Annotated in this window: 2 protein-coding genes; one reads left to right on the forward strand and one right to left on the reverse strand. The window is 63.4% G+C overall.

Features of this window, described 5'->3' with window-relative positions; genetic code table 11:
- Window positions 1-41: 41 nt before the first annotated feature.
- Window positions 42-11,972 (reverse strand): retention module-containing protein, encoded by an 11,931-nt coding sequence (locus tag FFS60_RS00700; RefSeq protein ID WP_137820810.1) that lies wholly within the window; start codon window positions 11,970-11,972, stop codon window positions 42-44.
- Between the two features lie 467 nt (window positions 11,973-12,439).
- Between FFS60_RS00700 and FFS60_RS00705 the strand changes: the two genes are divergently transcribed.
- Window positions 12,440-13,795 (forward strand): TolC family outer membrane protein, encoded by a 1,356-nt coding sequence (locus tag FFS60_RS00705; RefSeq protein ID WP_137820811.1) that lies wholly within the window; start codon window positions 12,440-12,442, stop codon window positions 13,793-13,795.

Genomic DNA, 13,795 nt, shown 5'->3' on the forward strand with positions numbered 1-13,795 from the left:
CGAGAATCGGGGCCGCCCTGAGAGCGGCCCCCTTCTGCCGATCAGACATCCACCTTCAACGAACCGTCATCGAGCATGTGCGAAATCACCGAGGCGGTATCCGGCGCGCTATATGCGGCCATCAGATTCACCCCTTGCAGCACGATGGTCTGTCCTTCCCCGCCCGTCGCGGCCGCGTTGCTGTCCACCGTGATGGTGGTGTTGGCACCGAAGGCCATGGTCAGGTAATCGTCCAGGCTGCCTACATCGCTGTGCTCGCCACTGAGCAATTGCGACAGGTCCAGCTTGTCCACGCCCGGGTTGAAGCCGGCGATGGTGGTGACGCCACTGTCGCCAGGCAACCACTTGAAGGTATCCGCCCCGGCGCCGCCATCGAGCAGGTCGTCGCCGCCATTGCCAGCGAGCACGTTGTCGCCGCTGTTGCCGGTGAGCACGTCATCGAAGCGCGAACCCAGCAGGTTCTCGATGTCGATCAGCCTATCCAGTCCGGCGTTCCCGGTGTCCTGATCAGTGGTCAGCGCCAGGTTGACCGTCACCCCGCCGGGTGCATCGAGGTAGGCGGCGGTATCCGAACCCGAACCGCCGCGCAGGATATCGTCGTCCGCGCCGCCCACCAGCAGATCATCGCCACCATTGCCTTCGAGGGTGTCGTCACCGACGCCACCGATCAGCACATCCTCGCCACTGCCACCTCGCAAGGTTTTGCCGTCATTACCGGCATCGATAACGATCTGGTCAGTGCTGGTACCACTGTTACCCAGTGCGCCACTGGTGTCCGAGGTCACGGTGATGGTGGAGTTGGCACTGCTTGCGCCGTTCTCGTCCCCGGTGCGGTAGGTGAAGCTGCCGCTGGCATCACTGAAGGTCACGTTACCGAGGTAGCCCGCGCCCGGGTTGTGGGTGGGCGAACCGCCACTGCCGCCACCGACGTAGGCGACATCCAGGGGGCTGCCCTCGGGATCGCGGTCGTTCCATACGATGGCCCATTCGGGAATGGCAACCGAGCCGGAGCTGTTGGTGACCACCCGGTCGCTCTGAGCCACCGGTATGTCATTCACCGCATTGACCTGCACCAGTGCATAGGCCGTGGCAAGGTTCTGACCACCGTTGGCGGTGCCGTCGCCGTCGTCCAGCGTGAAGCTCAGGGTGCGGTCGAGCACGCTCGGCGCATCGTCGCTGTTGGCATAGGCAATTCGCTGGATCAGCGCCTGCACCGCAACCAGAGTCGCCGCGCTGTTGAAGCTGATAACCAACCCACTGCCGTTACTGCCGCCGCCCCAGGTGCCGATGGTGTTGCCGTTGTAGCGCACGTTCTGATTGCTCTGCAGGGTGATGTTGCCGCCCGCCAGTATCGACAGCTGGTCCGTCGCAGTGCCGTTCGCGCTGAAGGCCACGGTCAGTTTACCGCCGTCGAAGTTGGGCGAATCGATATCGCTCAGGGTCACGCTGCTGTCGATCACCTTGGCGCTGGCATTCTCGGTGTAGATCAGGGTGCCGCCCATACTGCCCAGCAACGGCGCATCGTTCACCGGTGTGGCATTGAAGGTGATGAGGTTGGCACTCTGGTCCAGGTCTATCCCGCCGTTGCCGGTGCCGCCGTTGTCCTGCACCTGGAAGGAGAAGCTGGCGTAACCGTTGCCATAGCCATTCGCCGTGGGCACGAAGCTCAGCTTGCCATCGTTGATATCCGCCACGCTCACACTGGCGCCGGGAACCAGCACCGGACCGCCAGCCAGCACCAGATTGCCGGCACCCGGCAACGTAGTGATCTTCACGGCCAGCAGGCTGTCGCCGTCAGAGTCGCTGAAGCCGAAGTCCGCCGCAGTCAGCACACGGCTGCCGTCCTCCAGCACGCTGATGCTCTTGTCGGCGCCGGTGGGCGCCGTGTTCACATCCACCACCGTCACGCTGAGGGTCGCCGAATCCGAGGTGCCGTCGGCGTCCACCAGGCTGTAGGTGAAGTGTTCGGTGACATTGGCCGTGATGCCCTGGGGCGCCACATAACTCCAGGCGCCACTGGCGAAGTTGAAGGTCAGCTTGCCGCCGGCGGTCGTACCGATATTGCTCAGGACACTGCCAGCAATGTCCTGGCCCGCACTGGCGTCGATGTTGTCCGAGCCATTCCAGGTGTAAGTGACGCCATTGATGACGATGGACTTGATGTAGCCGGCACCATCCAGCCCGAAGCTGTCGTCGTCGGCAGTCCCCGGTGTGTTGTCGTTGCCGTGAAGCACATTGCCCGAGACGTCGCCGCCGACTACCTGGCTGAGCAATGCACCGACCAACTGCTCGAAGCCGGACACGGTCAGCGGCGAGCCCTGACCATCCAGGTCGACATCCTGCAAGCGGTTGGAGTTGATGCCGTCGCCGATACCGACGGTGGTCACGTTCAGGTGATAGCCGTCGACGAAGTTGTTCCAGTCCGTCGCCGTGCCGTCGGCCAGCGAATTGTTGTTGCTCCCGGTCTGTTCGTTCGGGTTGCCGTCGCTGATGAAGACCACCTGGTTGCTGTAGCCCGACAGCGGCTGGTAGGCATCCATGGTCTTCTCGATACCAGCGGTGAAGTCGGTATTGCCATTGAACGGTCGCGAGCCGTCCTCGGCCGGGTTGATGGCGGCGATCTGCGCGGAGAACGTGCTGAAGTCAGTCGCCACCGGGTAGGAGGTCGCGGTGGAGGAGAAGGCTACGATCTGCAGCTTGACGTCACCCGTGGTGCCATCGAACAGCGCCTGCCCCGCCGCGCGTACGGCGCTGAGCATCTGGTTCAGCTCGGTGTTGCTGATGCTGCCGCTGAAGTCCAGAACGAACACCACGTTGAAATCCTGGCCCTGTCCTTCGGTGACCGAAGCCTGGTCGTTCCTGGCGTCCGGCGCATTGTCCACGGCGCTCACGCTGATGCGCGACTCGGCGACATTGGAGTTGAGGTTGCCGTCGTTGACCACCACGGTCAGGTTGCGAGGCGTGGTATCCGGCGTATTGCTGCTGTTGGAGTAGCGAATGGACTCGATGGCCGTCTCGTAGGCCGCCTTGGTGGCCGAGCCGGTCAGGGTGACGGTGATCTTGCCCGCCACGCTGGTGTTCACCACACCGCTGATACCGCCCGACAGGGTGCCGAGAGACAGCACATCACCCGCCTTGGCGTTGGTCAGTACGATGGTGGCCGACTCGATGTTGCTGTCGTCTACGTCCGTCACACGGGTATCCAGGTCGGCGATGGCAACCGCCGGTCCACCTTCGGTGTAGCTGGACTGGTAGTTGGCACCCGTGGCACCGCTGCTGTCGTTGTCGTCCAGGTCCAGCAGTGGCTTGTCGTTGACCGGGTCCACCTTGATGGTGACGGAGGCCTCGTTGCTGTACAGCGCGCCATCGCTGACCTGGTACTTGAAGGTGGCGTAGGGATTGCCGCTTTCATCGGCATCCGGCACGAACTTCAGCTTGCCGGCGCTGATATCGGCGACCGTCACCTCGGCGCCAGGTCCAACGGGTACGCCGTTGAGCTGCAGTTGTCCATCGACCGGGAGTTGGGTGATCTTGATCTTGGTGAAGCTCGCCGAATCGATGTCGTAGTCGTTGTTGCCGCCTGTGCCATCGGCACCGAACAACCCGCTGTAGCTGATGGTGACGGCCGAGTCCTCGTGGGTGCTGAAGCTGTCGTCCTTCGCCACCGGCGCATCGTTCTCCGGCGTGACCTCGATGGTTACAGTCGCCACGTTGCTGTAGCTGGTGCCGTCGCTCACCTGGTACTTGAAGGTGGCGTAGGGGTCGCCGTGCTCGTTGGCGTCGGGCACGAACTCCAGCTTGCCGGCGTTGATGTCGGCCAGGGAGATCACCTGGTTCGGGTTCACGTTGGTGCCATCCAGCTTGAGCACGCCGTTGCTGGCCAGCTGGGTGATACGGATGCTGGTGAAGCTGGCGGAGTCGCCATCACTGTCGTTCAGCGGCCCGGTTCCATCGGCGCCGAACAGCTGCTGGGCGGTGATGGTGAGGGCCTGGTCCTCGCTGGTGCTCAGGAAGTCGTCCTTGGCCATGGGCGCATCGTCCAGCGCCTTGACGGTAATGCTCAGCACCGCGCTGGAGGGGTCGTTGTCGGCATCCACCAGGGTGTAGGTGAATTGCTCCAGCACGTCGGCGCTGATGCCACTGGGTGCCACATAGCTCCACGCGCCGGTGGCGAAGTTGAAGCTCAGCTTGCCGCCTGCGGTGGTGAGGATGTTGCTGAGTTGCGCGCTGGCCGAGTCGCCGTTCCAGCTGTGGGTGTTGCCACCAATCACGATGGACTTGATGTAGCCGGCCCCGTCGGCGCCGAAGTTATCGTCATCGCCCCCCCCTACCGCACCATCGTTGCCACGCAGCACGTTGCCGCTGACCAGGCCATTGCTGACCTGCCCAAGCAGGGTGTTGATCAGGCCGGAGAAATTACCTACGGCGATGGGCATTCCCGAGCCGTCGAGATCCACATCCTGCAGGCGCGGAGTACTGATGCCGTTACCCACACCGATGGCGGTGACATGGAGGCCGTGCTCGGCGATGAAGTCGCTCCAGTCGCCAGCGGTTCCATCGTCCAGGGAGTTGTCGCCCGTACCGGTCTGCTCGTTGGGGTTGCCATCGCTGATGAAGAACACCTGGTTGTTGTAGCCGGCAATCGGGTGATAGTCGGTCATGGTTTTTTCAATGGCGGCCGTGAAGTCGGTCTGACCATTGAAAGGCCGGCTGCCGCTCTCGGCCGGGTTGAGTGCCTTGATCTGGTTGGAGAAGGTAGTGAAGTCAGTCGCCACCGGATAGGACCCGGCGGTGCCGGAGAACGCGACGATTTGCACCTTCACATCACCGTTGGCACCGTTGAACAGCGCCTGGCCGGCCGCACGCACCGCGGTGAGCATCTGGTCCAGTTCGGCGTTGTCGATACTGCCGCTGAAGTCCAGCACGAAGACCACATTGAAGTCCTCGGTCCGGGCTTCATTGACGCAGGCCGAATCGTTCTTTGCCTGGGGCGTATCGTCATCGACATTGATGGTCAGGCTGCCGTCAGCGGTGTCGCCATCTTTGTCGCTTACCTGGTAGTTGATGGTGAAGCTGACATCGTTCTCGTGCTGGCCGTCCTCATGCAGGATCGGCTTGTTCTGGGTCACCTGGTAGGCACCGGTGGCCGGGTTCAGGGTCAAGGTGATGACAGTCTGCCCCCCTTGCTTGATCAGCAGGTTATGGCCGTCCTTCACGTAGCTGAAGCCATCCGGCGCACCTGTGGCGAGCAGGCTGACCGCGCCGGGGCCGTCGGCACCAAAGCTGTGACCCAGAATTCCGCCCAGATTGCTGGTGTCCGGACTGACGTCGCCCGTGCCGTAGGGAATTCCGCCGTACAGGGCATCATCATCGAGCTGCACCGGCGCAGTCGTCGTCACGGTAGGCATGTCGTCGTCGACGTTGATGGTCAGGCTGCCCTGTGCCGAGTCGCCATCTGCATCAGTCACCTTGTAGCCGATGGTGAAGCTCAGATCGTTCTCATCCCCACCGGCCGGGTGGCTGACGGGCAGGTTCTGCACCACGCTGTAGGCGCCGGTGGCCCAATTCAGGGTCAACGTAATGACGGTGACCCCACTCTGCTTGATCAGCAAGTTGTCGCCGTCTTTCACATAGCTGAAGCCGTCCGGTGCGCCGCTGGTGAGCAGGCTGATGGAGCCCGGCCGATCAGCGCCAACGCTGTGAGCCAGGGTGCCGGTGAGGTTCGCCGTGTTCGGGTCGACGTCGCCCGTGCCGCTCGGGTTGCCGCCGTACAGCGCATCATCGTCCAGCTGCACCGCTGCATTGCTGCCGACGGTCGGGGTGTCGTCATCGACATTGATGGTCAGGCTGCCCGGCGCCCAGTCGCCGTCCTGGTCGGTGACCTTGTAGGTCAGGGTGAAGCTGACATCGTTCTCGTTGTAACCGTCCGGATGCTGGATGGCGGCGTTCTGGGTAACGGAATAGGCCCCGCTCAGCGAGTCCAGGGTCACGGTAATGACGGTCACCCCACCCTGCTTGATCAGCAAGTTGTCGCCGTCTTTCACATAGTTGAAGCCGTCCGGTGCGCCGCTGGTGAGCAGGCTGATGGAGCCCGGCCGATCAGCGCCAAAGCTGTGAGCCAGGGTACCGGTGAGGTTCGCCGTGTTCGGGTCGATGTCGCCCGTGCCGCTCGGGTTGCCACCGTACAGGGCATCGTCGTCCAGCTGCACGGCCTCGTTGGCGCTGACCTTGGGCGCGTCGTCACGGAAGCTGATGGCATTGCCCAGCCCAATCGAGGCCGAAGCGCTGTCACCATCGCGGTCGGTCAGGGTCAGGGTCAGGGTGACCAGATCGGCCGACGCCAGGCCGGCGGCCTGATCCGGCCCACTGTCGGGGGTGTGCAGGATGGCGCGTAGTTGCTGCAGGCTGACGTTGCCATAACCGTCCACCGAAACCTTGAAAACGATCTCGCCATCCTCACCACCTTCCCGGCCAACGACGCCGTCGCCCAGTGTGTAGAGCAGGATATCGACGCCGGTCTCGGAGTCGTCCAGGCCGCTGTCGGCACCTTCGCCGCTGATGCCCAGGCTGTACTGGCTGGAACCCGCGCCATCGGCGCCATGACCGCCACTGAAAAGCCCTGAGAAATCGGTGGAAGCGGACTGCCCGAGGTAGCTCTCGTCCACTTCCAGCGAGCCGCTCTGGGCCAGGTGGCTGGTCACCACAGGCGTATCATCATCCACCTTGATGTACAGCGAGCCATCGGCGCGGTCGCCGTCGCGGTCGACGATCTTGTACTCGACCTCGAAGGTCAGGTCGTTCTCGTCGTAACCGTTGGCATGCAGGATCGGTGCGTTCTGGGTGACGGTGTAGGCGCCGGTGAACTTGTCCAGGGTGATGGTGATGACGGTCACGTCGCCCTGCTTGATCAGCAGGCCGCCTTGGGTTTCCACATAGGTGAAACCATGGGGTGCGCCGCTATCCTGCAACTCGATCTCACCCGGGCCATCAGCACCGAAATCATGGGCGATGGTGCCGCTGGTGTTCCGGGTGTCGGGATCACTGTCGCCCTCGCCGCCGGGGTTGCCATAGGGCAAGGCGTCATCGTCGAGATAGACCTTCACGGACGGATCGATGCAGGGCGCGTCATCCTTGAAGCTGATGGCGTTGCCCAGGTCGAGCGAGGCACTGTCCTGGTCACCATCGCCGTCGGTGATGGTGGCGTTCAGAGTGATCAGATCGGTACCGGCCAGCCCTGCGGCCTGGTCCGGCCCGTCATTGGGGGTGTGGAAGATCGCGCGCGATTGTTCCAGGGTTACCGTGCCGTCAGCGGCCACACTCAGGCGGAAGGCCAGTTGCCCTCCTCCAACCACGCGGCCGACGATATCCGCGCCTTCCTTGAACAGCAGGATGCTGCTGCCGGTCGCAGTATCGCGCAGGCCGCTGTCCACCCCTGGCGACTTCACATCCAGGCTGTAGGTAATGGCATTGCTCAGGGCCGCGCCATCGGCGCCGAACACCGACGAGAAGGCTCCGGCGAAGCTGGTGCTGTCGGTGGCGCCCAGGGTGGTCTCGTCGACCTGCAGGTCGAGCCCTTCCAGCCCCCTCACGCTGATGCTCGGCACATCGTCGATGATGTCGATGGTCAGGGTGCCGATGCCGGTATTGCCGTTGGCATCGGTCACCGTGAAGGTGAAGGTTTCAGTGAACTGCAGGTTGTTGCCGTTGTTGTCCGGATTGACCTTGGGCGCAGAAATCAGCGTGTAGGTGTAAGACCCATTGCTGTTGACTACCAACTGGCCGTACTGGCCGGTGCCGGCGCCAACGCCCAGACTGAAGCTGTAGGGGCCGTTGCCTCCGTTGGCTACCAGGGTGCCGCTGGCGAATTCGTCATTGCTGGTGGGTTCGCTGCCGAAGCCCAGGGCTGCCTCGCGGACGTCGTCGTCCGAGCCGGCCTTCACGTCGCCAACCACGGTGATGTTCGACAGGTCGATGGTCAGGGTCGTGGTGCTCAGGTCACCATCGGCGTCGACGATGGTGTAGGTGAAGGTATCCACTGCACCCGCCTGCCCCAGGGCGTTGGCGTGGCTGGTGTAGGTGTAACTGCCGTCGGCATGCAGCACCAGGGTGCCCAGGCCGGTATCGATTGGCACCCCCACGCCGCCAGCGGCCGGCGTCGAAACATCGCCACCGGTACGCACGCCCACAACACCGGTCGCCGGTGAGGGTCGGCCATCGGCACCGAACACGTCCGCTACTGATCCCAAGCCAGCGCCACTGACCACGTTTCCGCTGACGCTGCTGCCTTCACTGACCGAAGCATCGTCGGCCTTCGCTTGCGGCACATCGTCGACGATCTCGATGGTCACCGTGGCCGACGCATTGGCCAGCCCGTCGCCCACATTAATAAGGAAGCCGTCCGTCTCCGGACCAGCGGTGTCGGTGGTGGCTTCGGTCAGGGTGTAGCTGAAGCTGTAGGTGCCATTGCTGTAGCCGGTGATCAGCACGGTGCCATGGGCCGCCGCGAAGCTTTGCCCGACCAGGCTGGCGAAGCCGCTGGTGGTCAGGTCGACCGTCAGGCTGCCGACGCTGAGGGTCTTCAGGTTGGCCAGGCCATCGGAGTCCGCGACGCTGAAGCTGCCAGTGGTGACCGTGCTGCCGTCACCCGCGCTGCTGCCATCCGCCAGGCCCTTCTCGAAGACCTGGGCCAGCCCGTTCTCGGCATCCGGGGTGCTGACCTCGATGGTGGGGATGTCGTTGCTGCCGGTGATGGTAAGGGTCAGCGTTGAATTGCTCGGATCGCCGTCGGCGTCCTGCATGGAATAGGCGTATTGCAGGGTGACCTGCTGGCCTTCGGTCAGGGCTTCCACCGCGGCCGAACCGTTGGCCAGCGCGAAGCTGTAGCTACCGTCGGCATTCAGGGTGACCACGCCATAGGGGGTGTTCACCAGCAAGCTGCCATTTTCGCCCGTGGTGGCACCGGCCACACCGTTCCAGCTGGTGAAGGCCTTGGGCTGGTCGGCACCGCCCACATCGTTGCCCAGCACATTGCCGGACAGGCTCGACGGCACGCCGTTCTCGGTCAGGCCGCCGCTGTCCGGGTTGGCCTGCGGCACATCGTCGACGATCTCGATGGTCACCGTGGCCGACGCATTGGCCAGCCCGTCGCCCACATTAATAAGGAAGCCGTCCGTCTCCGGACCAGTGGCATCGGTGGTGGCTTCGGTCAGGGTGTAGCTGAAGCTGTAGGTGCCATTGCTGTAGCCGGTGATCAGCACGGTGCCATGGGCCGCCGCGAAGCTTTGCCCGACCAGGCTGGCGAAGCCGCTGGTGGTCAGGTCGACCGTCAGGCTGCCGACGCTGAGGGTCTTCAGGTTGGCCAGGCCGTCCGAATCCGCGACCGTGAAGCTGCCGGTGGTGACCGTGCTGCCGTCACCCGCACTACTGCCATCCGCCAGGCCCTTCTCGAAGACCTGGGCCAGCCCGCCCTCGGCATCCGGGGTGCTGACCTCGATGGTGGGGATGTCGTTGCTGCCGGTGATGGTAAGGGTCAGCGTCGAATTGCTCGGATCGCCGTCGGCGTCCTGCATGGAATAGGCGTATTGCAGGGTGACCTGCTGGCCTTCGGTCAGGGCTTCCACCGCGGCCGAACCGTTGGCCAGCGCGAAGCTGTAGCTACCGTCGGCATTCAGGGTGACCACGCCATAGGGGGTGTTCACCAGCAGGCTGCCATTCTCACCCGTGGTGGCACCGGCCACGCCGTTCCAACTGGTGAAGGCTTTCGGTTGGTCGGCACCGCCCACATCGTTGCCCAGCACATTGCCGGACAGGCTCGACGGCACGCCGTTCTCGGTCAGGCTGCCGCTGTCGGGATTGGCCTGTGGCAGATCGTCGACGATCTCGATGGTCACCGTGGCCGACGCATTGGCCAGCCCGTCGCCCACATTAATAAGGAAGCCGTCCGTCTCCGGACCAGCGGTGTCGGTGATGGCTTCGGTCAGGGTGTAGCTGAAGCTGTAGGTGCCGTTGCTGTAGCCGGTGATCAGCACCGTGCCATGGGCAGCCGCGAAGCTTTGCCCGACCAGGCTGGCGAAGCCGCTGGTGGTCAGGTCGACCGTCAGGCTGCCGACGCTGAGGGTCTTCAGGTTGGCCAGGCCATCGGAGTCCGCGACGCTGAAGCTGCCAGTGGTGACCGTGCTGCCGTCACCCGCGCTGCTGCCATCCGCCAGGCCCTTCTCGAAGACCTGGGCCAGCCCGTTCTCGGCATCCGGGGTGCTGACCTCGATGGTGGGGATGTCGTTGCTGCCGATGATGGTGAGGGTCAGCGTCGAATTGCTCGGGTCGCCGTCGGCGTCCTGCATCGAATAGGCGTATTGCAGGGTCACCTGCTGGCCTTCGGTCAGGGCTTCCACCGCGGCCGAACCGTTGGCCAGCGCGAAGCTGTAGCTACCGTCGGCATTCAGGGTGACCACGCCATACGGGGTGTTCACCAGCAGGCTGCCATTCTCGCCCGTGGTGGCACCTGCCACACCGTTCCAGCTGGTGAAGGCCTTGGGCTGGTCGGCACCGCCAACGTCGTTGCCCAGCACATTGCCGGACAGGCTCGACGGCACGCCGTTCTCGGTCAGGCTGCCGCTGTCCGGGTTGGCCTGCGGCACATCGTCGACGATCTCGATGCTGACATTGGTAGAAATCGGGAGACCCAGGCCGTCGCTCAAACTGATGAGGAATCCATCTCGCTCGTCGCCTGCGGCGAGGTCGGAAATGGGCCTGGTCAGCGTGTAACTGAAGCTGAAGGTGCCGGTGGAAGCGTCGAATCCTGTGATCCGAACCGTGCCAAAAGCCGCTTCGAACCCCCCGCCGATCAAGCTGGCAAGCGGGTGATCCGGGTCGATCTGCAGGTCCAGGCCACCAACGCCCAGGCTCTTCAACTTATCCAGGCCGTCAGGGTCCCGAATCGTGAAGGTGCCATGCACCACATTGCTGCCATCGCCTTCGCTGGAGCCGCCAGGCAGGCCACGCTCGAACACCCGGACGACACCGCCCTCGGCATTGGGGAAATTGACTTCCACGGTTGGAACGTCATTTTGGCCGACGATGGTAATGGTCAGATTTGCGGAGCTCTGGTCGCCATTGCCGTCCTGGATGCTGTAGCCGAAGTCGATATTGACGGTTTCCCCTTCGCCCAGTCCTTCGACTGCCGGCGTACCGTTGGCCAGTTCGAAGTTGTAGCTGCCGTCGGGGTTCAGGGTCACCACACCATACGGGGTGCTCACCAGCAGGCTGCCGTTCGGACCGCTGGATGCACCGGGGGCTTGCCAGGAAAGGAACTGCGTCGGCAGATCGGGGCCGCCGTCGTCGTTATCCAGCACATTGCCCTGCACGCCTTCGCCGCCCTCTCCGACCGTCTGGGCATCATCTTCGGCGACCGGCACACCATTGACCGGAGGGACGACGACCTCCAGTTCCTCTGCCGCGATGGCGACATCGGGATTGGGAAACTCGGGAACGGAGCCGATCGGGCCAGTAGGGAAGCCGATATTGGGATCGACCCTGCCTGCGGTCTCTCCCAGCAGCACAAAGGAGTGACCGCCACCGGCGTTACCGGAACCACCGCCACCCGAGCCCGGCCCTGCCGCAGTTGCTTCGGCTGCCTGGGTCGGGTCTACGCCCGCCTCGATGGCGGCCTGCAGCTTCTCGACGTCGGTGAGGTCCTGCTCGCTGGGTGTGGCGGCGGAATCAGCGGCGGCAGATTGGGTGGCATCTGGGGTGCCGGCCAGCAAGCTGTTGTTCAGCGCCATGCTGCTCTCGCGGCCGAGCACCAATTCCTGGCCGTTGGCCAGGGCCACTGCCACCGCGCCCTGGGCGCCGGTGACCAGTTGCTCGCCAGCGAATACCCGATCGCCTTCGGTGAGCAAGCGACGCGAACCATCCGCTGCCACGGCGAAGACTTCACCTACGACCTGCCGAACGACCCCGATTGATCCAGCCATGACTCCTTCCTCCCGCACCGCGTGCTGCCAAACGGGCAGCGCCGACACTAGTCAATGAGAGTCACAGCACGTCAAACCGGACATCGGTCCGATGAAGAAGCGTCAGAGAGAAGAGGCTCACACCCGCACAAAACCACGCAATGTCAATAAAACGTCACGCAGTCCGACGTCGCCCTTCTCCGTCGGATTTACCCCGCCCTGAGTTCCTTGATATGTGCTTGACCACATTTGGCACCCACAAGTGGGGCCTGGAAGCCCCAAAACATGCGATCTGCTGGCAAAAAGATGTCTTGAATTTCCGACGAGTGCATAAGAATTTTTCCTGATAATCCATGTGAAAAATTCTTCTTAGCCCCTTCTAAAGTTGTTCTTAGCTCTGATGTTACAAGCCTGAAACGGTTTGCCATGGATTTTCGCCAATTTTTCGGCGCCAGGAAGCAAGAATCCGACATGGAGAACGACAAAAAATGCGCACTTTCACTCCCCTGTGGTCCAGCATTCTGCTTGCCATGGCTGCCACGCAAATCCAGGCCATGACGCTCACGGACGCGATCCAGAGCACCTTGGACAAACACCCCGAACTCCTCGCCAGCGCCCAGAATCGACTGGTCGCCGACGAAGAAGCGAAAGTCGCCAAAGGTGGGTACCTGCCGACCGTCGACCTGATAACCGGTGTAGGTCGGGAGCAGAGCGACAGCCCGTCCACACGAGCGCTCGGCGATCACAATAAGGAAACCCTGAATTTCCGTGATGCCGAACTGCGTCTGCGGCAAATGCTGTTCGATGGTTTCAACACGCCCAACGAGGTGGATCGCACCAAGGCCGTGGTCAATTCACGCGCCTACTTCACCCTGGGTACCGCCGAGAGCCTGGCACTGCGCACCGTGGAGGTGTACCTGGACGTGCTCAAGCGTCGTGAGATGGTGGCACTGGCCAAGAACAACCTGATGGCCCACGAGCGTATCCACGACCAGATCGGCCTGCGCAGCGAGCGCGGTGTGGGCAGCACCGCCGACCTCGACCAGGCCGAAGCGCGCCTGGCCCTGGCCAAGAACAACCTCTACACCGAGGAAGTGAACCTGGCCGACGCCGAAGCCAATTTCTATAGCGCCGTAGGCGTGCCGGCCGACGAACTGGTGACACCGGCCACCATCAAGGGTGAGATGCCCGCCGACCTCGTGGCCGCGCGCCAGGGCGTGATGGAAACCAACCCCCTGCTGAAATCGGCCCAGTCCGATGTGCAGGCCGCCGAGAGCCAGTACGAATCCGCCAAGGCACCCTTCTACCCGCGCGTGGACGCCGAGCTGGCCACCACCGCTGACGACAACGTGCAGGGCGACGAGGGTCACTACAACACCTGGCGGGCCGGTGTGGTGATGAACTACAACCTGTTCAACGGCATGCGCGACAAAGCCCGGCTGCAAGCCGCCGCCCACCAGATCAACCAGTCGATGGACATCCGCAACAACGCACTGCGGGTGCTGAACGAAAACCTTGCCCTGGCCTGGAACGCCATGGAAAACGCCCGCAAGCAGACCCCCGAGGCACGCGCCTACGCCGACTACACGGCCCGCGTCCGCGAGGCTTACCAGCAGCAGTTCGGCCTCGGCCAGCGCACCCTGCTGGACCTGCTGGACAGCGAGAACGAGCTCTTCACCGCCAACCGCCGCTATGTCGAGGTGCGCTACACCGAAGAGTTCTCCATGTACCGGGTGATTTCGGCCATGGGCGACCTGCTGCGCCGCCAGAAAGTCGTGGTCCCGGCCGAAGCCGTCGCCCTCACCGAGGTGAGGAGCGAAGCCCAGTTGCCGGATATGAAGTGA

This window comes from Pseudomonas sp. D(2018) (assembly GCF_005502555.1).
GTDB lineage: Bacteria > Pseudomonadota > Gammaproteobacteria > Pseudomonadales > Pseudomonadaceae > Metapseudomonas > Metapseudomonas resinovorans.

What these genes read in the sequence shown, in the direction of transcription:
- FFS60_RS00700 (WP_137820810.1), bottom strand. Translation starts at nt 11,972, where the DNA reads ATGGCTGGATCAATCGGGGTCGTTCGGCAGGTCGTAGGTGAAGTCTTC.
- FFS60_RS00705 (WP_137820811.1), top strand. Translation starts at nt 12,440, where the DNA reads ATGCGCACTTTCACTCCCCTGTGGTCCAGCATTCTGCTTGCCATGGCT.